The 24,495-nt window shown below is 33.8% G+C and carries 14 protein-coding genes; 9 read left to right on the top strand and 5 right to left on the bottom strand.

All coding sequences use genetic code 11. The features are described 5' to 3' along the window. Positions 1-108: 108 nt before the first annotated feature. On the top strand, positions 109-336 hold the full coding sequence (locus tag ATO12_RS21320) for a hypothetical protein (RefSeq protein ID WP_034246440.1): 228 nt from the start codon (positions 109-111) through the stop codon (positions 334-336). A gap of 228 nt (positions 337-564) precedes the next feature. On the opposite strand, the gene ATO12_RS21315 is transcribed toward ATO12_RS21320, so the two are convergent. The 3 genes from ATO12_RS21315 to ATO12_RS21305 form a co-directional block, all read right to left on the bottom strand. Beyond that, on the bottom strand, positions 565-1,755 hold the full coding sequence (locus tag ATO12_RS21315; protein WP_034246438.1) for a serine hydrolase domain-containing protein: 1,191 nt from the start codon (positions 1,753-1,755) through the stop codon (positions 565-567). 95 nt (positions 1,756-1,850) lie between these two features. Further along, positions 1,851-2,711, bottom strand: coding sequence for a helix-turn-helix domain-containing protein (locus tag ATO12_RS21310; protein ID WP_051576007.1), 861 nt, complete (start codon positions 2,709-2,711; stop codon positions 1,851-1,853). Positions 2,712-3,087: 376 nt separating this feature from the next. Then, the gene (locus tag ATO12_RS21305; protein ID WP_034246435.1) at positions 3,088-3,408 is read right to left on the bottom strand and encodes a hypothetical protein; all 321 of its coding nucleotides are present in this window, start codon (positions 3,406-3,408) and stop codon (positions 3,088-3,090) included. A 145-nt stretch (positions 3,409-3,553) separates the two neighbouring features. On the opposite strand from ATO12_RS21305, the gene ATO12_RS21300 reads away from it, so the two are divergent. After that, positions 3,554-5,017 (top strand): hypothetical protein, encoded by a 1,464-nt coding sequence (locus ATO12_RS21300; protein WP_034246433.1) that lies wholly within the window; start codon positions 3,554-3,556, stop codon positions 5,015-5,017. A gap of 90 nt (positions 5,018-5,107) precedes the next feature. Here ATO12_RS21300 and mfd read toward each other — a convergent pair whose 3' ends face one another. Together mfd and ATO12_RS21290 are read right to left on the bottom strand one after the other, a co-directional pair. Beyond that, positions 5,108-8,422: a transcription-repair coupling factor gene (mfd, locus tag ATO12_RS21295; RefSeq protein ID WP_394331727.1), complete on the bottom strand. Its 3,315-nt coding sequence runs from the start codon at positions 8,420-8,422 to the stop codon at positions 5,108-5,110. 303 nt (positions 8,423-8,725) lie between these two features. Then, the gene (locus ATO12_RS21290) at positions 8,726-9,868 is read right to left on the bottom strand and encodes an aminotransferase class V-fold PLP-dependent enzyme (protein ID WP_051576006.1); all 1,143 of its coding nucleotides are present in this window, start codon (positions 9,866-9,868) and stop codon (positions 8,726-8,728) included. 694 nt (positions 9,869-10,562) lie between these two features. Between ATO12_RS21290 and ATO12_RS25140 the strand changes: the two genes are divergently transcribed. From ATO12_RS25140 to ATO12_RS21255, 7 genes are all read left to right on the top strand, one after another. Beyond that, positions 10,563-11,300 (top strand): tail fiber protein, encoded by a 738-nt coding sequence (locus ATO12_RS25140; RefSeq protein WP_131248874.1) that lies wholly within the window; start codon positions 10,563-10,565, stop codon positions 11,298-11,300. Positions 11,301-11,306: 6 nt separating this feature from the next. Then, positions 11,307-12,314 (top strand): tail fiber protein, encoded by a 1,008-nt coding sequence (locus ATO12_RS25135; RefSeq protein WP_051576004.1) that lies wholly within the window; start codon positions 11,307-11,309, stop codon positions 12,312-12,314. A gap of 223 nt (positions 12,315-12,537) precedes the next feature. Continuing rightward, positions 12,538-13,074 carry an OmpH family outer membrane protein gene (locus tag ATO12_RS21275; RefSeq protein ID WP_034246424.1) on the top strand — a complete coding sequence of 179 codons (537 nt, stop codon included), beginning with the start codon at positions 12,538-12,540 and terminating at the stop codon, positions 13,072-13,074. A gap of 212 nt (positions 13,075-13,286) precedes the next feature. Continuing rightward, complete coding sequence (locus tag ATO12_RS21270; protein ID WP_034246422.1) at positions 13,287-13,640, top strand: four helix bundle protein; 354 nt, start codon at positions 13,287-13,289, stop codon at positions 13,638-13,640. 123 nt (positions 13,641-13,763) lie between these two features. Next, positions 13,764-14,501, top strand: coding sequence for a hypothetical protein (locus tag ATO12_RS21265; protein WP_240486164.1), 738 nt, complete (start codon positions 13,764-13,766; stop codon positions 14,499-14,501). Between the two features lie 482 nt (positions 14,502-14,983). Next, positions 14,984-20,488: a hypothetical protein gene (locus ATO12_RS21260; protein ID WP_034246419.1), complete on the top strand. Its 5,505-nt coding sequence runs from the start codon at positions 14,984-14,986 to the stop codon at positions 20,486-20,488. Between the two features lie 5 nt (positions 20,489-20,493). Further along, positions 20,494-24,495: RHS repeat domain-containing protein (locus ATO12_RS21255; protein ID WP_034246417.1), on the top strand; the 4,002-nt coding region annotated here is incomplete at its 3' end.

Genomic DNA, 24,495 nt, shown 5'->3' with positions numbered 1-24,495 from the left:
CATCTTAAATTCGAAACCAACCAAAAAAACAACCACTCAGAAATATAGTATGTGGTTGATATTAGGTTGATCAATATCATTAATTATTCACCTTAAAACTATATCATTATGTTACAATCAATTTTAAAACTGCAAGGGATAACCATTCTGGAAAGAAAAATTCAAAAAGAAATAAAAGGAAGAGGGTGGGATAACTCTTGTCCCTCTGAAGGATCTGCTTGCGATACTTCTACAGGGGTACTTGCAGCGATTTCATCTTCTTGTTTTGGACCTATTGAAGATCTTGTCTGTTGTGGAAATCTTGGAGTTTGGGCAATACACTGCCAAGAAGGTTAATAAATAGCAATATGCTATAAAAAAAACTGGTATGAGAGAAAGAATAAGTTAGTATTGAGATTAATTCAATTTTAAGTAATAGTGAGTATTTAAAATTAGTAAAGGCGAGAATCCAAAGATTCTCGCCTTTTTCACTTTATTATATATTGTAATTGGCTGCTTACACCATTGCTTTTATAATGCTTAAAATGAGTAATAAAGCTGATAAGATTAGACTTTTCATGATGTTTAGGGTTTATGGATAAAAAGATGTATTAAATCGTATACGTATTTAAAAAGATTTGATGGAGGTTCGGTTTTGTTTATTAATAAAGATATTGATGCATTATATTCTGGAAATAACACAAAGATTGATGTTGCTCCTGTTGCCATACCAGCGTGATGAAAAACCTGAACAGGATGATTATCTTCAAAAACTGATTTCGATATATGACTTCGCCAACCAATGGCATAACTCTGCTCATTTATTTGCCCATTGATTAAGGTTACAGGTTGTGTAAGAGATTGTACAGTTTTTTTGTTTAGGAGTTGTTGATTTAGAAAAGCGTTTCCTAGCGTTACCAGATCTGTTGGAGATGCTAAGAATCCACCACCAGCCCATTTATTACTATTGTTTACCTTATATACTTCTTTGTATTGATTTTCTTCAACTTCATAGAATTTTGATAAGTTCTCTATTGTAGCAGTTTGTTGTTCAGTAGCAATATCTATGTCTAGAGGTTTGAATATTGAAGTTTTCATAAAATCAGGAAAATTCATTTCTGAAGCTCCTTCAATCATTGCACTAAGCATCGTATAGTTGTACGTACTATAGCTAAAATCTGTACCCGGGGAGAATAATAAATCATCATTATTAAACACAGCAACACTTTCTTTGGTGGTAGCATACTCATCATTGTTGTAATATTCCCAAATGGGGAAACAAGAACAGATTCCGTAATTACGTATTCCCGAAGTATGAGAAGCAAGTTGTCTTAAGGTTATTTCTGAAAGTGTTTTACTGGCATATGGGACAAATTCTTTGACTTTAGAATCAAAACTGAGTTTCTTGTTTTGAAGAAGCACTCCTAATCCAATAGAAGTCACTGCTTTTGAAGTACTACCAATTCTAAATTTTGTTTTTAAGCTCGCTTTTTTGTTTTTTTCTATATCCTCATAGCCAATAGCATTAGCCCAAACTATTTTACCGTTTTTACCAACTGCAACAGAAATTGCAGGTGTTTTTATACGAGTAAATATATCTAAAAGAAGACTATCTGCTTTTTTCAAAACCGAATCTTGATGTTGCACTACTGGTTGTAATTTGGTGTTTTTAGGAAAAGCAGACCAACCCAAATTATATGTAAAGATTGGCTCTAGTAGGTAAAAAAGTAGTGGAAGAATTATAACCAAAATAAGGATAGTACATACTTTTTTCATGCTAAATATTGATTTAAAATTAAACAAAGGAATTCCTGTCATTGGTAAATAGCTCAATGATATTGGTAGGATATTCTAGAAATGATTTTTAAGAATTAATCAAGAGTGAGTTCTTTTTGCTTTGCTTTTAGCATTTGAGAAACTTTATAAAGTAGGATAATTTCTAGAATTATTGTAGGAGTAAGTAAAACCAATCCAACGAGAGATAAAATAATGGTAACCATAAAACCATAAGTAATGATTTCAAAAATACCGGTTACAGTAGCAAGTGTTCCTAGTCCATTATGCAGACGTAATATTGATATTCCAAATAATATCCCAATAACACCATAAGTTACTGCTTCGGCTCCAAGAACGAATTGATAATCAAAATCAACAATGTATAGTGATAGAATATCATAGATATAAAATAATACTCCGATAAAAATAAAAATGAATGCAGTAATCCGTAATAAGTAATTTTTTAAAATTTTTCCGGTAAGAATAAACCCTCTTGTAAATAGAATAACTGAAGCTAGCATGGCTATTTTTAATACAATATAAACAACGTTATTTGTAACCATTAGATCTTCGGTGTATCTGTAATAGTCTACAGTGATTTCTGCAAATCCAAGAATAAAATATACGATCCCACTGATCCATGCGATAGAAAGTTGTTTGATTAGAAAACCAACTTCTTTACTATCATCTATATCGAGGAGAAATAGTTTTTTAAACTCTTTAGTTACTCGAGATTCTTCTGTTTGTATTCTTTCGAGGTTATAATCCAGTGCTGATAAAATAGTTTTTATAGTATAACTTCTTGGAGTTACTTCTCCAGCTTCAATACGCTGGATTGTACGAACACTAATATTACATTGTTCTACCAGTTCTTCTTGGGTAAGCCCTTTAGACTTTCTGAGTTCAGAAATTTTTTGACCTAATTCTGGCTGTTTCATGATTTGATTAATTTTCATTTTGTTCAGCAATATTAGTTCTCAGAAATAGGTTCTCAAATTTTTTAGTTTGTATTTCACCCGACATTCACCCGACAATACGGGTATAGCAATGCTTTTCAAGGATTTGTAAAAGAATCTCTAGGGTTCGAAATATAGGAATTATTCTATTGAATAGGCTATGTTTTTTTAGAAATCACTTTTTATAGATAGCATGTTTGTGTTTTTAAACACTTTTAAGATTGAAGGTAGTGGCCGTTATACTAATAGTAATTCTTGTATGTTATAGAAAAATAAATTCGAACGTATTAATTATTGATGATGATAAAGGATTGGTGGTTATATAAATTATTGATTGATTTTGAATACAGATTAAGAAAAGAATGTTTAAGAAGCGCTATGCTGTTCTTATTTTTAGTGCCCTTAGATAACTTTTAACTTCAATGTACATAGCTTCTTTACTGTATACATCATCAATGTTATTATAGCAATGATATCCAAAAGAATAATTCATAGAAAATTCTTCTATATCGATTAATTCTGGATTGTTTTTATAGTTTTCTATTTCTTCTGTATATCTCCTCTTTAGGTTTGAATAATTTATTGCATATAGTTTATTAGTATTAAAACCATCTATCAATTGATTAACTTGATTATTTATCTTTTGTAGTTGTTTCCAGGGATCTTTTAAAAAACTAAATTCTTCTCTTGTGTTCATAATCAATGTTGGTTTATTGTGATGATAAAGTTAAAAAATATATGCCTCATTAAAAGGTATTTGTCGGTAAAATACATTAAAACTATCGTTAAAGTGTTATTTTTTATCGACGGATGGTTTTTTCTTGATTAGAAAAAAATATAAAATGAGTGCAGAAATTTTAGATTTCTATAAAAAAGGAGTAACATTTATTTCTGTTAAGACATTTATATTTCGAAGGTATTTATATCATAGAAAACATATCATGAAGAAATTATTATTTTTAGCTTTACTTGCCATTATTGTTAGTTGTTCAAAAGATGATGAACCTGTAATTAATTCTGATTCAAATAACGAAACCCACCCTGTAAATGATAGTATCACTTACTTTACTTTAAAGGTAAATGAATTTTATATCGGTGAAGTAGTGAATTCGGGTTATCTTATTCTTAATGATAACGAGGGAAATATTTTGGCACACACCCAAATAGAAAATAATAAAGAATACGTTTTTAAAGCAAAAAAAGGAGAAGAAAAAGAATCTTTTACAGTTTCTAGATTTATGTACAGAAACAGAGAATCTTCACAGGTTAATTTTTTAAGTTCTTTTTTTAATATTAAGAAAGGAACGATATGGAATTTTGAAGGTTATGATACTAGTAATGTTACCTCTAACACAGGAGAAACCAACGAGAACTCGAAAAGTTTTTCTTTGAAAATTCAAAATATTGAAGGGTATAATAAAGTTTCGATATCGTCAAACAATGGTGGTGCTAGTTATTCTGGTTCTGGAACAAATAATTCGATGGATTATAATGTCTCATTTCGTAATAACTACAATAAATTTTTAATTACGGTTCATTTTGAATTAGAAAAATCAAAATATATTCTTATTGATAATATACAGGACGAACAAGAAATTATTGTTGACGGTAGTGAATTAAAAGAATTCGATGCATATCTTCCTATTAACTTGCCAAATGACGGTAATACTTATTTTAAAGATTTGAGAGCTCATCTTACACCAGAAGAAATATTTGAAACAGCTTTATTTACCAGAATTGAAAGTGAGGCAGCATCTACTTTTGGTGTTTTTGAGAATTTTTATGATTTTTACATACGGGTTTATACATCTAATTATGTAGAAAACTATAGTTATGCCTATACGAGAGAATCTCCTACACTTGAAGCTATAACTGTTCCTTCGTACACTACAGATTTTAATTTAATCAATAGCTCTATAAACGCTTTTGAGTATACAGCGGATCAAAAATATAGTACTAAACGATCAACATGGTCGTATCATTTTAATGATTCTGTGGAGAAAAAATTTCGTTATGATAGCTGGAGTTTCAGAAGTAATGAGCTTGCATATCAAACTATACCAGAACTACCTCAGGAGTTTTTTGATCTCTATCCTCATTTTAAGTTAGAAAATTTAAAATATGAGGAGACCAATTTTTCAAAAGGTACTGTTTATGGAAGTTTTTTTATGGGTGAGAATTCTTCTGAAAGTAATACTACTAAAGTTACAGAATCATTAACTTTTACAAACCCTGATTACCATAACAAGTCCTTTAAAAAGAATGAAGATTTTGAAAAAATGATTAAGGAACTTTCAAAACTATAATGATTGGTTTTACTAAACCTTTTGATACTCTTAAATGATATGAGTTCGATATGATTTTCTATCGAACTCATATTATTTTATTTATTATCATTACGCTTCAATATCAATCTTAGGTTGTAGCGGTTGCAATACTTGTAGGGCTTTATCTACTGTGGTAACGTTTTCAAAAGTTAATAATAAGCGTAACCCGTTTCTGGTATTCTTTTCCTTCATCTTACAAACTCCGGGATTTTGTTGTACAAATTGCAATACAGATGTAAATGCCGGACTTTGATAAAAACCAGATTGTTGATCACTAATGAAATAGCCAATCAATTTATCTTGTTTCATAATAATTTTTTCTAATCCAATAGATGTGGCTATCCATTTGATTCGAACCGAATTTAATAAATCTATTGCCTGATCGGGTAATTCGCCAAAACGATCTATCAATCGTTTTTCATACTCCTGCAAGTCTGATTCTTTTTTAATGGTATTAAGTTCGGTGTATAGACTAAGACGTTCGGTAATATTATTGATATAATCATCGGGGAATAACAATTCGAAATCGGTATCGATCTGTGTGTCTTTTAGATATATCTTATCTGTTGCCTCTTCTTTATATAATTCTGCAAACTCATTTTCTTTGAGTTCTTCGATGGCTTCATTTAGGATTTTTTGGTATGTTTCGAAACCAATTTCATTAATAAATCCACTCTGTTCTCCTCCTAACAGATCTCCTGCTCCCCGAATTTCGAGATCTTTCATCGCAATGTTAAAACCGCTTCCCAGTTCAGAGAACTGCTCTAATGCTGTGATACGTTTACGAGCATCTTCGGTCATTGCAGAATAAGGTGGAGTGATAAAGTAACAAAATGCTTTTTTATTACTTCGACCTACACGTCCTCGCATTTGGTGCAGATCAGAAAGTCCAAAATTATTGGCATTATTAATAAAAATAGTATTTGCATTAGGAACATCTAACCCACTTTCTACAATAGTGGTAGAAATCAATACGTCAAATTCTCCGTTCATAAAAGAAAGCATAAGACTTTCTAGTTTTTTTCCATCCATCTGCCCATGGCCAACACCTATTTTGGCATCGGGAACTAAGCGTTGTACCATCCCTGCAACTTCTTTAATATTCTCAATTCGATTATGAATAAAAAACACCTGACCACCACGTTGGATTTCATAACTCACTGCGTCGCGTATTGTTTCTTCGCTAAATCGTATCACATTGGTCTCTATAGGATAACGATTAGGAGGGGGAGTGGTAATGGTAGATAAATCCCGTGCTGCCATAAGGCTAAACTGTAACGTTCTTGGGATTGGTGTAGCGGTCAAAGTTAGGGTATCTACATTTTCTTTTATGGTTTTGAGTTTATCTTTTACCGATACTCCAAATTTTTGTTCTTCATCAATAACCAATAACCCAAGATCTTTAAACTTCACATTTTTGTTAACTAGCTGGTGAGTCCCAATAATGATATCTACTTTACCTACGGCCAGGTCTTCGAGAACTTCTTTTTTTTGTTTTGCTGTGCGAAAACGATTTATATATTCTACCGTCACAGGAAAATCTTTAAGACGTTCTCTAAAGGTTTTTGCATGCTGAAATGCAAGAATTGTAGTGGGCACCAGAACAGCTACTTGTTTCCCGTTATCAACAGCCTTAAATGCTGCCCGGATAGCGACTTCGGTTTTACCAAAACCAACATCTCCACAAATAAGCCGATCCATTGGTCGCTCACTTTCCATATCGGTTTTTACTGCTTCTGTAGCCGTACTTTGATCGGGGGTATCTTCATATATAAAAGAAGCTTCTAACTCATGTTGTAAATAACTATCTGGGTTATACTGAAATCCTTTTTGTAGTTTTCGTTTTGCATATAACTGAATCAAATTGAAAGCTATATGTTTTACCCGGGCTTTGGTCTTTTGTTTAAGTGTTTTCCAGGCTTTGGAGCCTAATTTATATACCTGCGGAGGTTTACCATCTTTACCATTAAACTTCGAGATTTTATGAAGCGAATGTATACTAAGGTAAAGCACATCTCTTTCTCCGTAAATTAATTTGATGGCCTCTTGTTTTTTGCCTTCTACATCTATCTTTTGTAATCCACCAAATTTACCAATCCCATGATCGATATGAGTTACATAATCACCTACATCCAGGTTGGTGAGCTCTTTTAGAGTGATCGCCTGTTTTTTGGCATATCCATTTTTGAGATTAAATTTATGGTAACGCTCGAATATCTGGTGATCTGTATAGCAGGCAATTTTACGATCATGATCAATAAATCCCTGAAAGGCAGAAAAAACAATAGTTTCATATTGTTTTACATCAAGATCTGCGTCATCAAAAATATCATGAAAACGTTTTGCTTGTTGTTCGCTTACGCAGAAGATATAGTTCTTATAACCCGTTTCATGATTTTCATTCAGGTTTTTGATCAGTAAATCAAATTGTTTATTGAAAGAGGGTTGAGGTTTGGTGTCAAATTTTATGGCATAATCTGCTTTGGTAATAGGTCGATTACCGATTTCGATCAATGTAAAATCTAATAATTGTTTTTTGATACCTTCTGATGTAGCAAAAAGTTCTGTTGGGGTACTATGTTTGATCTCCTTAGAAAGTGTTTCGAATGCTTCTTCGGCTTTTTTAAAGTTTTTATCAATTCTGGCAGAAAGAAGGTCGATGTCTTTTGTGATAATTACTGTTTTTGAAGTAATATATTTTAAGAAACTTTCCCTGGTTTCTTGTAATGCTTTATTCTCTACATTGGGGATGATAGAGATTTTTTTAATTTGATCTGTAGATAGTTGAGTCTCTACATCAAAAGTTCTAATGCTATCAACTTCATCGCCAAAAAACTCGATTCTATAAGGTTCGTCATTACTAAAAGAAAACACATCTACAATTCCCCCTCGAACCGAAAATTCTCCAGGCTCAGTAACAAAATCTACTCTTTGAAACTGATATTCGAATAATACTTCGTTTACAAAATCAAGTGAAAGCGTATCATTAATACTAATTTTTAAGGTGTTCTTTTCGAGTTCTTTTCGAGTTACCACTTTTTCAAATAGTGCATCGGGATACGTAATAATTAATGCTGGTTTTTTTCTAGAATTGATGCGATTAAGTACTTCTGCTCTTAGTAGTACATTTGCATTATCGGTTTCTTCGATTTGGTAGGGTCTACGATAGCTCCCAGGATAAAAAAGCACATTTTTATCTCCGAGTAATTGTTCGAGGTCATTGAGATAATACGCAGCTTCTTCTTTATCATTAAAAATGCAGAGAAATGGTTTTTCGGCTTGGGTAAAGCTGTTTTCAATAATAAATGATAACGATGATCCGATACTTCCTTGCAGATGTATTTTTGTTTCGGACTGGGCAATAGCTTCTCCCAGTTTCTGCATTTGCCGAGACTGTGCAACGATTTGCGAGATTAAATTTACACTCACGTAATGATGTTTTGTAGCAAATATAAGAGCTATATCAATTTCTGGCAAAGGGATTTTAAATTTCTATGTTTGGATATATTGCGTGAGGGATAGTAGCGGCATCCTTTTGTTTTCTATATTTTGCAATCCAAGTTGTTTGCTCTAATGCATATATTGGGGTTTAAAACTGTTTAAAGGCTTTTTTATAAACAAAAGATATAGCAGATAGCTCGACCCGAAGGGCACGCCAAAGAAATATGTAATCTGTTTTAACTTATACTAATTAAATTGTGCCAGTAATCGATTAAAATCTGTTTCAGAATTATATACATTAGAAGAAACTCGAATGGCATTACCACGAAAAGAAATAAATATATTTTCTTTTTTGAGTTTGGCGCTTAATTTTTCTAAGTCGATATGATCTGGCAAATAAATACCAAAAAGATGATGTGCTCTATGATGGTCTTCTTCGATAAAACAGCCTAAATCTCTAAGCTGTTGTATGGCAGTTGTAGAGATTGTTTTACAATATTGCTGGATAGCTTCTGGTGACCATTCGATCAATTGTTCTATTGCCTTAATCAACATTGGGGTTAATACAAAATTACTAGATTCTCCAACCGAGTATCTGGCAGCCTTTTCTTTGTAGCGATCTTCGTATTGAGTTAACCTGGTAAAATCCTCACTGTTATAACGATTCATCCAGTTGTGTTCTATAGGTGTTCCTTCATTAAAAGCATCACTATAATATGCTACCCCGGTAGAATAGGGACCAAGCAACCATTTATATCCTGCGCAAATCAAAGCATCGGGTTTAATTTCTGAGACAGAGAAAGGAAGTGCTCCCACACTTTGAGTCCCATCAATGATTAAAAAAGCATGTACAGCTTTAGTTTTTGCTCGTATTGCTTTTAGGTCAAATAATGTACCATCTGCCCAGTGTACATGTGACATTGCTACAACAGCAGTTTTTTTGGTAATTGCGTTTATGATATTCTGGTTCCATATTGCACCTCGATCTTTAAAATCTTTTGGAGGCTTGATTACTGTTATAGAAGCACCATGTCTATTTGCTACCTCTTGCCAGACATATACATTACTGGGAAACTGCTCATCAACTACTATAATTTCATCTCCAGGATTGATCGGGACGTTATTAGCAGCATTAGCAATACCGTAGGATACCGAAGGTATAATCGCAATATTTCTATAATCAGGGGCATCGATCAACGTGGCAAAACGTTGCTTTAAAATCTCTCTTTGAGTAAAAAAATCTTGAGGCATGATTTCATTAGGTTTGGCTTTTTGAATAACAGAGGCAAGACCAACTTCTGTTACAGATTTTAGTTGAGGTGCCATATACGCCCCATTTAGATAAGTGATATTGTCTGATAGATCAAAGAGATGTTTTTGATGTTGCATGTATATCTGTTATTGAATTTAAAAAAGCAATGAACATTGCTTTCTGTAAAGGTAGATATTAGGAATATGTGATAATATTGATCAAAGTTAAAACTATCCTAATTATATGAGAATTTAATTTCGTTAAACAGAAAATAGCTTGAAAATATAAAATTAATTTAACCATAGGGTCAATAAAATAGGGGTGTAGGAAGCTTTTTTTAATACAAAGAAAAAAATATCAAAAAAAGTGACTTTTTTTTCGCCAGTTCCGAAAAATGAAACTGGCGTGTTTTATTATTGCACTATAAAACAATTGCAATAATGACAAATCCAATTTTAAATCCTGACCAGGGTAGGACTAAGTCGGGATGAAATTTTGGACTATGTAAGGGTAGGGTTACCCCTTTTTATTTTTTGGCTATTAGCTGATTTTTTTTGCAATTCTTAAAATTCTCCCATGTTTCGGCGTGGGAGGGTTTTATTAGAAGTTCAAATGACTTCTTGTTGTAATGTACAAAGAAAATAGATTTTTGATAAGATTTATTAAAAAAAGTAGTGACGAATTAAGTTTTTGTTAACAATTATAAGTTCAATATATGGGAATACCTTAAGGTTTCTATATTTGCGCCTTCTTTTTGATGCTTGAGAAAAGAAGATGAGTGAAGTAAGATTATTGTATTAAAAGAGATAAGATAAAATAAAAAAACAATTTATGAGAAAATTCTTAATCAACATCGTTTTGGTGTTTATATCAACACTTGGGATTGCACAAACCAATACCTTTCCTGCGAGTGGTAATGTGGGAATAGGAACTACTAGTCCAACATCAAAATTGCAAGTTTATGATGATGTTAATGGACCTGTATGGTTAGGTATATATAATAATAGTACTGCTTCGAATTCTATTTCTGGAATTAGATTAGGTATGGGGGATTCTTATGATATTGGAACTAATTTATATCATAAGAAACTCGATAATACTTTTTATTTTGAAAATTTAGGAGCACCTGATTCCAGGTTTGCTTTTTTAACAAGAAAAGCAGATGGTACATATGGAGACGTTGCATTAGGAATAAACGGAAACGGAGATGTAGGTATTGGTACTGCTAATCCAGACTCCAAACTCACAGTAAAAGGAAACATCCATGCAGAAGAGGTGAAAGTAGATCTTAGTGTTCCTGCTCCAGATTATGTGTTTACCAAAGACTATGATTTGTTAACCATAGAAGAAATACAGCAGCATATTAAAGAAAAAGGACATTTACCTAATATCCCTTCTGCAATCGAAATGGAGAAAAATGGTGTGGAGCTAGGAGTTATGAATATGAAGCTTCTTGAGAAAATCGAAGAACTTACATTATATACCATTGCACAGGAAAATAAACTTAACGAACAAGAAACCAGACTTAAAACCTTAGAAAATAAACTAGCACTTTTAATTAAAAAATAATAAATAATGAAAAACTTTTTATTCTGTACTATTATGGTATTTATGTCAACACTTGGTATTGCACAAACCAATACTTTTCCTACAAGTGGAAATGTAGGAATAGGAACTACTAGTCCAGGTTCTAAATTACATATAGCAGGTGATGGCGCAGTAATCAAACTTCAGGATACTTCCCATGAAAATACGACAAATGATTTTCGGGGATGGCTAGGTGGATATGATAAAAGTGGAAATGAAGTATGGTGGTTAGGAGAAGGAAGCACTAATACAAAGCTTTTAGGTTTTTTTACAAACAGAGATGGTTATGATTTAAATCTGAAAAATAAGGGAAAAGGAATAACAATAAAGAATAGTGGTAATGTAGGTATCGGAACTAGCGACCCAACAGCCAAAGTAGATATTAGAAATGGTCATCTTTATGTGGGAGATGAAGTATTTTCTAACCCAGCTGGTTGGGGACAAACAATAAATATTGATGATAATATTCATTCGAGAATACTAATTGAAGAGCGAACGACCGGTGTTCAAACGTCATTATGGTCACATACTGGTGGTAATGCTAGAGTAGGTACAGTGTCAGATCATGATTTTGGTATTATGACTAAAGGAAAGGAAAAAATAATGATTAAAACCAATGGCAATGTAGGTATTGGAACTACATCGCCAGACTCCAAACTCACTGTAAAAGGAAAAATTCATGCCGAAGAGGTGAAAGTAGATCTTAGTGTTCCTGCTCCGGATTATGTGTTTGCCAAAGACTATGATCTATTAACCATAGAAGAAATACAGCAGCATATTAAAGAAAAAGGACATTTGCCTAATATCCCTTCTGCAACCGAAATGGAGAAAAATGGGGTAGCGTTGGGAGTTATGAACATGAAGCTTCTTGAAAAAATAGAAGAACTTACATTGTATACCATAGCACAGGAAAAACAATTAAAAGAACAACAAAAAGTAAATAAAGCGTTAGAGGATCGATTGAAAAAAATAGAAAATCTCATTAATAAAAAGTAGATGATTAAGAGTCTGATGACGGAAGTCAGAAGACAGAAGTTATTCGTATTCCTAATTAAGTAAGCTGACTTCTGACATCGTACTAAAAAGCAAAACAAAACCTCGGACATCGGTCACCTGACCTCGGACATCAAACACCAGTCACCCGACTTCCGATATCAAACTAAAAACCAAAATAAAACTTCAGACTTCCAACCTTGGTCTTCTGACTTAATAAAAAACTATGAACAAATTAGCATTACCCATTGCCATTTTAGCATTAATTGTATCAGTAGGATCTTTTTTCTTTTTACAATCTTCATCAGAATTAGTATATGTAGATGTAAATAGACTATTAGAAGGTTATAAGAGGACCGAAATTGTAAAGGCAGAATTCGAGAAGAAAGCCAAAACAATGCAGGCTAATGTAGATAGTTTAATTTCAAATTGGCAGACAGAGCTCAAAGTATATGAAAAAGAACGTAGTAGTATGAGTAAAAAAGAGTTAGAGCTAAAACAAGAATTATTAGGAAATAAACAACAAAAGATTAATAATTACCAGCAAGCTGTACAAAAACAATTGGTAGAAGAGGATAAAAAAGTAACACAAACTGTGATTAATGATATTAATGATTTTGTGAAAGAATATGGTAAAAAGAAAGGATATAAAGTGATTTTTGGAGCTACTGGAAATGGAACCATTATGTATGGAGAAGAGTCTTCAGATCTAACAGAGGCTGTTTTAAAAGAATTAAATGCTGAATTTGAAGGGGAGAAGTAAAAGGTAGGAAGACCGATGACGGAAGTCGGAGGTCAGAAGTTAGAAGAAAAAAACCGAAGTCGGAGACTGGAAGACGGATGTTATAAAAGCAAAACATCATACTTCGGTTACCCAACTTCCGACAAAAAATTCCTTTTGACTTTGATCCTCAGACTAAAAAATAAATGTAGCCTTCGACATCAATCATCTGACTTCAGATTTATAAAAAAGAAATGAAATTCAAATTTGAAAATCTAATAATCTGGCAAAAAGCAATGGATTTAGGGGAAGAATTACATAAAATAACATCAAAATTCCCTAAAACAGAACTTTATAATCTAACATCTCAAACAAGAAGAGCTGTGGATTCTATTGCGCTTAATATTTCTGAAGGGTCTATAGGTCAAACTAATCCTGAATTTAAAAGATTTATGGGATATGCAATACGATCCTTGGCAGAAGTGATAACATGTCTTCATAAAGCAGATAGAAGAAACTATATGACTAAAGTAGAGTTTAAAAAATATTATAATCAAAGTTACGAACTCATGAATATGATGGTAGCTTTTAAAAATAAAATTAATTGATGAGAGAAAACCGGTCAGAAACCGGAAGACCGAAGCCAGAGATCAAAAATCAGAAGAGAAAAACCTATGACTTTCGTCATCGGTCTTCCGACCTCTGACAGAAAAGCAATAATTAAAAACTAAATGATAAAAGATAAAAATCATAAGAAAGTCAGTAGTAAGATTCCAATGTTCATATTTCAGACTTCGGACATCCGTCTTCGGTCACCCAACTTTGGATTTCCAACTTGGGTCACCCGACTTCGGATTTCCAAATTCGGACTCAAAACACTAATCATAAACATACTACTCATCTTCGTATCCTGTTCTAACAAGATTTTTGATTCCTCAGAAGAATTAGTAAGGTATATCGAAGAACCGGGTAATGAGTATAGATATGTAAAAACGGTAAACGGAGTTGACTTTTCTTTACTATACAAGCCAACAGATTTACTTGTTGCTCAGGAATTAGGAGATAAAATTATACCTGCTAAGATCGATAGTTTACGAAATAAATATAAAGAGTATATGTATTTCATAGTATCGATGTCTAAAAACAATCAGGAATTATTAACCAACGTAGCAAGAGATAAACAAAGATTCGGTGCTATGGTAAATCAATTGGCTTTTGGGATGGAACAGAAAGTACATCTATACACTCCAACAAAAGATACCATAGCAATGGCAGATTATATTTATCCCAGAATGTATGGAATGAGTGGATCAACCACGATGATGTTTGTGTACCCCAGAGAAGAAAAAGTAACAACATCTGAATTTATGACACTAACGATAGAAGATTTAGGATTTTATACTGGCGAAGTAAAATTTAAGATCCCAACGAAAATAATAAACAATGAACCAAAATTACAGTTTAAATGAGTTAGAGGTCGGGTGACCGAAGTCAGAAGTTTGATGACAAAAAAACACAGAGCATCCTACTTCTGTCTTCGGGCTTCAGGTAAAAAAATAGAAAACCTCGGATATCGGTCACCCAACTTCCGATCCCGACTTCGGACTTCAAACCTCCGACTTCGGACAACATAAAATAAAAACCAATTGCCACGCTAAGCTGTCACACTGAGCTAGTCGAAGTGTTGTCGGGGCGCAAATAGAAATAAATATAGTTTATGAATTTCACTAAGATTAAAACTTTTTTACTAGATAAGTTTAAGACTTTGAACCTTAAACTTCGGTCCTTAGTATCAGACCTCAGACACCTGACTTGGGACACTCGATTTCAGACTTCAAACTCCCAACCTCTGATACCTGACACCCGACCTCTAGCTTCGGAGTCCAGACTTCGGACACCTAGCCGACACCGGGTAATTGCTCTGTTTTTTACGCTAACCTTTTTACAAACATTGATTCCATACAATCAATTACGGGCAAATAATAATGGACCTAATGCTCCGGAAGCCGCTTCTTTTGAACCTGTCGATGCAAGTGATATGGTAAATCTGTTAACTGGGGATTTCTCATATGTATTACCCTTGCTTAATGTGCCAAGTCCAGAAGGGGGGTATCCATTAGCATTATCTTACCATGGTGGAATCGCTCAAAATCAAGAGGCTTCATGGGTAGGATTAGGATGGAATTTGAATCCGGGATCAATAAATCGTAATATAAATGGATATCCTGATGATTGGGGAAAGACAAAATATGATGAATTCTTTTATGATGCAGGTTGGACAGAAAATGAATATAATTTTAGTGTAGGAGCAACAATAAATGGTACAGTTTCCGTTGGACTAGGTGCTTCATGGGGGTCTCATCGATCAACAGGTGGATTTGTTTCCTTAGGATATACACCAGGAGGTAGTGGAGTTGGAGGAAGTGTAACCGCTGGGACAGATGGAGTTAATGCTGGAGTAGGGTATACCGTTGGTGGAGCAGGTGGAAGCATGAATGGTTATAGAGTAAATATTGGTACAAATGGTATAGGAATAGGTTATGGTACCTCTAATAAAAATAGTGGAGCAGGTTTTGGATTAAGTTTAAATTATAATTACAATTCAGGTCTTTCTGGAGGTTTTTCTGTTAGTAGCTCGGAAAAAGTAAATAGTGAAATAAAATCATCTTCATTAGGAATTAATTTTGGCTCTAATGGAGCCACAATTGGCGGTTCTGTAAATGGTCGGGGTGCTGGTATTTCTAATACAAATTTTAGCCTTTCTGGAGGAAACTATGATATTAATATTAGCTCTTTTCAAGCCATAATACCAATTTATACTTTTTATATTGGTTTTGGTCATAAAAGAATATCCTATTCTTTATACAAAAAAAATGATCTTACAGTTTCAGGTGCAGCCTATCCATATCATGCCAATAAAACTAAGTTAGATTCAAACCAAAATCCTAGTTATTTAATGGAAGAGGATTATTTTATGGATGTTAATGAGTTTTCTGCATTTTCTCATAAAAACATGAGCTTAGATCATCTGATTGAACAAAATTATAAAGTTGATAAAAATAACTTTTCCTTGCCTTCGTATGATTCTTATACGGTGACTTCTCAAGGATTATCAGGTAATATTACACCTGCCTCTTTTCATGAGTTGAACATGGTAGATAGAGGTAGAGGGGAAGCCAATAACGATAATATCTATACAGCATATGTTGCGGACAATTTTGATAGTTATTTGGATAGAGCGAATGATTTAGGAGGGAGCACGCATTTTTATTTTGAAAATGAATTCAGCACATTTTTAAGAATGGATAGATCTACTATATATAAAAATCTTATAGCCAATGGTGCAACTGAAGCTTCTGATTTTTTGTTGTTTAAAGGATTCGAAACAGCGAATACAAATATCTATAGCAGTACAGTTTTACCAAATGGAGACAAATTAAAATCAGGAAATAGAAAACGATCAGGTAGTTATATAGAAACTTTTACTAATAAACAGATTAGAGAAAATTCTAATATAACAGGATTTATTGAAGCCAAAAATATTAATAGAGCACAAGAAGTAGATACATTCTTAGATGAAGGAATTGGCGCTTTTAGAATTACAGCAATAGACGGTAAGATTTATCATTACTCTTTACCTGTATACAATTTCGAGCTGTTTTATAAAAACTTTAAAGATCAAAGTAATGAAGATCAAAATTTCTTTGAAATAAAGAAGACAGAGCCTTACGCAACTCATTGGTTGTTAACTGCTATTACAGGACCTGATTATATAGATGTAAATGCAGATGGGAAAGTAGATAAAGAAGATTATGGGTATTGGGTAGAGTTTGATTACGGCAAGTGGACGGACGGATATGTTTGGAAAGGTCCAGTTGATGGTTATGAAGTGAATGAGAATAAAGAGAACCCTGATGATAAGACGTATTCTTACTATTGGGGAAGAAAACAAGTATATTATTTGGATGCTGTAAAAACCAGAACACATACTGCACTTTTTGTTAAACATCTTAGAGTTGATAATAAATCATCTAATAGTTTTAAAGATATTTATAAAAATAAGTATACAGGAGGTACTTTCGATGTATTGCATCATAGCAAAGTGTTCAGTTCAAATAATTCACTTAAAACACCTTTTGCTAAACCATATGACAAGGTGTTTAAAACAAATAATGAAGAAATAAGTCTACCCTGGAATACTTGGGGAGGACGTGATATTGTATTTCAGGAATATCGTGGAGATCAGTCTTCTTTTAAATACATAGATATTCCTGAAAATAAAACGTTGGGATTGTCAAAAATTTTATTATTGAAAAATGAAAATATAAGTACTATAAATAAAAGTAGAGGAGTCTTAACAAATTCTCTTACGGGATATTCTGGTTTTAATACGGGGTATGTAAATGTGATTGCCAATGGGAAACAGGCAAGTGGAGGTACCTTACCTTGGTTGCAATATAGCGACCTTCACTTATTAACAGAAAAAGCTGTACTAAAAGATTTTAAAATTCATCAACATCAAAAAGTTCTTGATATAAAGGACGTTGCAGGGTTAAATTTAGAGGAAAAAGCAAGTCAGGTAATTGATTTTAATTATGATTACTCACTTGCTCAGCAATCTTCCAATTCTGAAGCTTCAACAAAAGGACGTTTGTCTTTAAAGGAGGTTAATTTTAAGGGGAAAAAGGGAAAATCTTTAATTCCACCGTATAGATTTTTTTATAATGAATCAGCCATATCATATGATAAAAATAATCAAGATGAATGGGGTTATCATAATTCATACCCTCAAGCTTGGAGTTTAAATTCAATTGTTACCCCAACAGGAGGAATAATTAAAATTAACCAAGACTCAGATTCTTATTATTCAGAAGCAGCATATGATGCTACTAAAGTTTTTGAGAATATTATCGTAAATAAAAATTCTAATAGTGATATTTTAGAAATTACTTTTCTTGACACGAATATTAATTTGGATCAATATTTCAACATAAACACAGAAACTAGCCTGTTTTTTAATTTGGATTTTACATATCCTGCTTATGGCAGTTATACTCCTACCACAAAAATTAAAGCAATAAGTATTAATAATTCGAGCAAAAAAGCCAGTTTTAAAATTGTAGATTATGTAGATGGTGCAAGAGGAGAACATATCAACAATTTCCCTTTGACTAACCTAAGTAACACTAATACTTCAACATATTCAACGGTATATCATTTTTCTAAGCCAAGTATAAAAAGTACTAAAGCACCTAACCTTTTATATACAGATATTAATGCTAACGGAAAAAGGGGAGGAGGACTTCGTGTTTCAAGTATTGAAGTTACGGGAGATGGGACTAGATTAAGAACAGTCTATGATTATACTAATCTACATGATAATAAGATATCAGGAATTACGTCATATGCCCCTTCAAAAGAGCAAAAGGGTATTCCTTATGTTTCAGAACTTCCCTCTCCATTAGTAACATATGGAAATGTTACTTTAAAGAATTATGATGGGAACAATAACTTTTTAGGAAGCACATCGTATGAATTTGATGTATTAAAACCTTTTGAAGAGAACCCTGATTATCTTTTCAGCTTAGGGGATTTTTTCAAAGTAAAAGAACAACAAAATCAAAAATTTTTTAATGGACAGGTTCAAGCTAATAAATATACGATATATAATAAAATAAGTGATATTGGGAGAGTAAAAGCAGTAACCTCTTATAATAAATATGGTCAGGTTTTAAATAAAACAGTCAGTAACTATAAAGAAAATTTAGATAATGACGGTCAAATAGGAGTATCCCAACAATCTTATAAAAGTATTAAAAAGCTTAAAAAAGGAGATGATATTAACTTTTTAATTACATCTTCTAGTAAAGTGGATTACCCAAGTGTATTAGAAAGTACTACAAATGTTCAAAGTGGGTTTACAAATATAACCTACTTCGATAATCACGATTTCTTAACTGGTCAGGTAACCGAAACCAAAACAGTTTCTAGCAATGGTACAGAATACAAAACAAAAATAATTCCTGCTTATATAGAATATGAGAGTATGGGCTCTAAAGTAGATAACCCTACCCATAAAAATATGCTCACTCAAACGGCAGCAAATCTAACTCAAATAAAAGTTGGGTCTACTTGGAAAACCATAGGAGCTGATATTACTACCTGGAACGATAATTGGACATATCGAAAACACGATGGCACGATAGAGCCATTAGCTACAGGGGCTCAAAAAATCTGGCGAAAGCATAAAACCTATACCTGGAAAGGAGATGTTGATGCAGATGGAGCATATGTCGGATATACGGGAGATTTTGATGGATTTGTTTGGGGAAGTACGCAAACCAATCCCAAATGGATCAATACGGCTACGGTAACGATGTATGATCATTATTCGATGCCATTAGAATCAGAAGATATTAACGGCAATAAAGTGGCAACCAAAATGGGTGATAACAATACCAAAATAATGGCAGTGGCAAATGCTGGATATAACGAAATGTTTTACTCTGGGGCAGAATATAAGAATGGAAGTTATATCGGGAAAGAAATTGAGGCAGGAAATACAAGTATTCAATGGGCAGGAGCACATACCGGATCCAGATCTTTAGGAATAAAATCTGGAGATCAGGTCTTTAAAACCGTGATGAAGAGTAATGAACATCGAGCAGGAGACTATAAAATATCGGTTTGGGTTTATAATAAACATCGTATCACTACAACTTCTAATGGGATTCCTAGAGCGACTAGTGAAGTATATGACCCAACACAAACCAAAATTAATATTAATGGAGTTTCCAAACCATTTAACGGAGAGATTATAACTGCCGGAAACTGGATATTATTAAATCATTATGAATATTTATCTACAAATGCACAAACCATTTTTATAGAAACGTCTTCTGCAGGAGAAATAAATGCAGATGATTTTAGGATACATCCGGTTGAATCTTCTATGACCAGTTATGTATATAATCAATGGGATGAATTAACCCATATTATTGGGGCTAATAATTTAGCTACCCGATATGAATATGATGAAGCTGGTAGGTTGAAAAAAACGTATGTAGAAGTAGTAGATAGTTCTACGGATTATTTAATTGATACTGAAGAACAAAATCAAATCAAGAATATTTTTATAAATAGTATTTCTTACATAAAAGATTGTGTGCGTCAAAATGTTGGATCTCTTGATTTACATATTATAGCAAATGCACTGGGTATGAATACGGCAACTCTATCTGCAATGAATGATACAGAATTTGGGCAAAAACTTCAGGAGTATTACGAACAAGCTACTTATACAGTATCTAACCCCGAAGCATTACGAACCTATCGATGTCTCTCTGATGTTGATAAACAAAAAATCCAGGACATCTTTGCTGATACCATTAATGGAAAAGGTATAGGAGGATTTAAATTAAGCAATACAGTGCAATACAAATATAAAAACCAATAATAGCTATGGATATGTATATAAAATCAAATCATAGAAGAACTACAAAATTTGGATATATTATTGGGCTTTTATTCGTGTGTATTTGCTCTGTTGTTAATGGGCAAACCCAAGAAGTACAACAAGGAGAGTCACAGATTGGAGGGGAAGCGTCGCAAGAAGTAGGTCCACCGTTACCACCTGGTTTAGAATCGTGTAGGTTAGGAGATTATTGGCCGGATCGCGATAAAGATGGTAAAGGAGATGTAAATGCAAGTGTAATAAGAATAACATCCTGTGATCAGTTTATCACTTTTGACCCTCCTGTCATAAAGGCTTTTATAGATTTAACAGGAGAAATTATTGGATCAGGAGGTCTTCGTGTTGCATATAATAATGATGATTGTCATGATGATAATCAGTGGCTTTATGAAGCTTCTACCTGGTATCCAGATACAGATGGTGACGGTCATGGAGATGATAGTAAACCAGGCATAGTATCCTGTGCCAAAGTTTTGGGATATGCCTATAAGATAGATTGTAATGATAACGATCCAAATATTACTGCAAAAAAACGTTACTATGTAGACAGTGATAATGATGGTTTTGGAATTGGAACCGGAGAACTTTTCTGTGAAAAGCCTGCAGGATATGCCGAGGTTGGTGGAGATTATAATGATGACGACCCTTCAATTATAAATTTACCAACAGGAGAACCTTATTGTCAGGCTCAGGCAGAAACTACAGTATATATAGATAAAGATGGGGATGGATATGGTGCAGGTATGGGATACTCTACCTGTAGAGTACCTGATACTGGGTTTTCAGTATGGAAGGGAGATTGTAATGATAATGATCCAGATGTTAATCTTATGACCTGGTATAGAGATAAGGATGGAGATGGTTTTGGAGATCCCAATGACCCTTTGCATTCAAGTGATCTTTCAGGAGGGATTGCATTTCCAGATCATTCAGGAGATTCAACACCTGAAAAAGGGTGTAAACCCCCTCCAGGATATGTAGATAATAATCTGGATAACTGTATTGGTGAAAAAGGACCAAATAATGGTTGTCTTGTGGATGAAAACCCTAATGAAAAATTAAATTCTATAAGGCAATTAAGTTTTAATAGTAATGGAGATCTGATTTCTGCTACCAAATCTTATTTTGATGAATTAGGGAAGCCAACTCAATCACAAACATATGATATAAAGAATGGAAAGATTTGGACAGCTCAAACACTATACGACAATCAAGGTAGGTCAGCGCTGCAAACCTTGTCTGCACCAGTTCGTAATCAGGCATTGTTTGAATTTAAGAATAATTTTATACAAAATTCTGGCAATGCTACATTTACAACGGCCGATTTTGAAAATGATCCAGAAAATCCAAGTACTGTAAATTCGCAAGCTAATACCGTAGGTTGGTATTATAGCACTAATAATACTACAGAACCGTATCAAGACATAACAGAACGACCGTATTCTCGTACCATCTATAGTGAGTTAAACCCGGGAGCAATACTAAAAACTGTTGGAGGTAACAAAATTGACGGACAATGGAAAAATGGATACGTCTTTTCTATGCCTGCCGGGCAAGAATTATCAAGTACTGCCGCTTTTGGGGATGCAAAGTATAATAACTATAAGATTGTAAAAACAATTAGCAGAGACGTACATGGGATAGATAATGTAGTATTTACAGATACCGATGGTAATACCCTGGCGGCTGCTCGTAGTGGTAATGAAAACGGAAATACGAATTCTAGAACGTCTACAGTGGTAATGGGTGCACAAGGATATGTAGATGTGCATATCCCGGTGGGGTTACAAGGAGTTACGGTTACTCAAAATCAATCTCTGGCACCAAAACAAATTGAAATTTATAATCTAATAACAGAAAAAAAGATAGCTACAGGTCTAAGCAATTTGCCTCCTGGTTTTTATCGTATAGCAGTGACAAATTTAAATGATTTTGATGCTGCTGCACAAAACATTAAGGTAGCCTATCCCGAAAATTATTATGATTATAGTCTTAATGAATATGACAAAGCAGGGCGTTTAGTGTCTTCGTATCAACCACTACATAAACTAAAAAGTGAGTACCAATACAATGCTTTGGGGCAATTAGAATACACCAAGAGTCCCGATGAAGGAGAGGCCTGGTTTAAGTATCGTCGAGACGGGCAAATACGCTTCTCACAAAATAGTAAGCAACAGGCGGCAGGAGAGTTTTCCTATACCAACTATGATGATCGAGGACGCCCGATAGAAAGTGGGGTACTTATACATACTGGTTTTACGACCAGTGATCCAGATGCAAACTTACCTTCTGGCACCAAAAAAGAAGAGCATGTCACACAATATGATAGTAATGACAATAATGGATTATCTACTGCTTTTGGTAGTGATACCAGAAAAAGTAATTATGCGCAACAGTCTTTTGTGGCGGGTAATGTTGCAAAAACGTATACCGTAAACCCAGAAACCACGACCACCTGGTATAGTTATGATATCTACGGGAGAGTACAATGGATAGTACAGCAGATTAATGGATTATCTGGAGTAAAAACAATAGATTATGTATATGATCCCGTAACCAGCCAGGTAACCAAAGTATATTACCAAAAAGGAATGTCTGGAGAACAGTTTGTACATCGCTATACCTATGACCCTGCAGATTATAGTTTAACCAAAGTAGAAACATCGGTAGATGATACCAATTTTACAGAACAAGCTACCTACGAGTATTATGAAACCGGGGGCTTAAAACGTACCAATATTGCTCAAGGTTTACAGGGGATAGATTATATCTATAATTTACAAGGAGCGTTAAAAAGTATCAATCATCCTAGTTTAACAAATAACGATGATCCGGGAGGAGATAGCAATGACCTTTTTGGGATGATTCTGGATTACCATAACGAAGATTATAATCGCCCTGTAGCAAGTATCAAGAGTGCGCCCTACGGTAAAGACCAATATAATGGTAATATCAAAGGAATCCGTTGGAACTCTGATTATAACCCAATCCAGGGGAAACACCATGCATATAGTTACCAGTATGATCGTAACAATTGGTTAAAATCTGCTGTGTATGGGACGTATGGAGAAGGTGCTACTACTACAGGGCAAGAAGATATTATATCTACCGATGTGATCAATTCTGGGGCGACTCTTGATCTTACGGCTACCCGATCAATTACCTTAAAACCTGGATTTCATAGTAAAGCCGGGAGTACATTTTCTGCAAGTATTGTAGAAGCAGAAGTAGCTTTTAATGAGGATAGTAATGGCGATTATAAAGTAGACAATATTACCTATGATGCCAATGGTAATATCTTATCATTACATCGTAATAAGCATACAGAGAACGGTAATAATGCTATGGATCAGTTATCGTATAAGTATTATGATGACCCCAATCCCGCTAACCCCAATGAATTCTATAAGCCAAACCAATTAAGAAGAGTAGAGGATGCTGCCGGCGATGTGGCAGGAGCAGAGGATATAGGAGACCAAAATGGTGATAATTATGAGTATAATAGTATTGGACAATTAATAAAGAACAGTTCTGAAAATATTACCTATATTTACAATGCCAGTGGTTTGGTAACCGAAGTAAAAAAAGGAAATCAGCCACTAGTTAAGTTCTTTTACAATGACAAGGGACATAGGGTACGTAAAGAATCCTATAACCCTAGCAACGGAAGCCTAATTTTTACAGAGCATTATGTGCGAGATGCCGCAGGAACAGCAATGGCGATTTATCGTAATGGGCAAGTTATAGAGAATACGATCTATGGTACAAGCAGATTAGGAATAAGAAAATCAGATGGGATTCACTTGTATCAATTAACCGATCATTTGGGTAATGTACGTGCGGTAGTAGGTAGAAATGCACAAGGGCAACCTATGGCAATGACCAGTGCAACCGATTATTATCCTTTTGGGATGCCCATGCCTAACCGTAAGATCACAAACGAACCGTATCGATATGCCTACCAGGGACAGGAACTTGACCCAGAAACA

Origin of the sequence: Aquimarina atlantica (genome assembly GCF_000626715.1) — a bacterium.
Classification (GTDB): Bacteria; Bacteroidota; Bacteroidia; order Flavobacteriales; family Flavobacteriaceae; genus Aquimarina; species Aquimarina atlantica.
This window is presented reverse-complemented; position numbering and strand designations above follow the sequence as displayed.

What these genes read in the sequence shown, in the direction of transcription:
- ATO12_RS21315 (WP_034246438.1), bottom strand. Translation starts at nt 1,755, where the DNA reads ATGAAAAAAGTATGTACTATCCTTATTTTGGTTATAATTCTTCCACTA.
- mfd (WP_394331727.1), bottom strand. Translation starts at nt 8,422, where the DNA reads ATGCAGAAACTGGGAGAAGCTATTGCCCAGTCCGAAACAAAAATACAT.
- ATO12_RS21270 (WP_034246422.1), top strand. Translation starts at nt 13,287, where the DNA reads ATGAAATTCAAATTTGAAAATCTAATAATCTGGCAAAAAGCAATGGAT.
- ATO12_RS21305 (WP_034246435.1), bottom strand. Translation starts at nt 3,408, where the DNA reads ATGAACACAAGAGAAGAATTTAGTTTTTTAAAAGATCCCTGGAAACAA.
- ATO12_RS21310 (WP_051576007.1), bottom strand. Translation starts at nt 2,711, where the DNA reads ATGAAAATTAATCAAATCATGAAACAGCCAGAATTAGGTCAAAAAATT.
- ATO12_RS21265 (WP_240486164.1), top strand. Translation starts at nt 13,764, where the DNA reads ATGATAAAAGATAAAAATCATAAGAAAGTCAGTAGTAAGATTCCAATG.
- ATO12_RS21300 (WP_034246433.1), top strand. Translation starts at nt 3,554, where the DNA reads ATGAGTGCAGAAATTTTAGATTTCTATAAAAAAGGAGTAACATTTATT.
- ATO12_RS21275 (WP_034246424.1), top strand. Translation starts at nt 12,538, where the DNA reads ATGAACAAATTAGCATTACCCATTGCCATTTTAGCATTAATTGTATCA.
- ATO12_RS21320 (WP_034246440.1), top strand. Translation starts at nt 109, where the DNA reads ATGTTACAATCAATTTTAAAACTGCAAGGGATAACCATTCTGGAAAGA.
- ATO12_RS25135 (WP_051576004.1), top strand. Translation starts at nt 11,307, where the DNA reads ATGAAAAACTTTTTATTCTGTACTATTATGGTATTTATGTCAACACTT.
- ATO12_RS25140 (WP_131248874.1), top strand. Translation starts at nt 10,563, where the DNA reads ATGAGAAAATTCTTAATCAACATCGTTTTGGTGTTTATATCAACACTT.
- ATO12_RS21290 (WP_051576006.1), bottom strand. Translation starts at nt 9,868, where the DNA reads ATGCAACATCAAAAACATCTCTTTGATCTATCAGACAATATCACTTAT.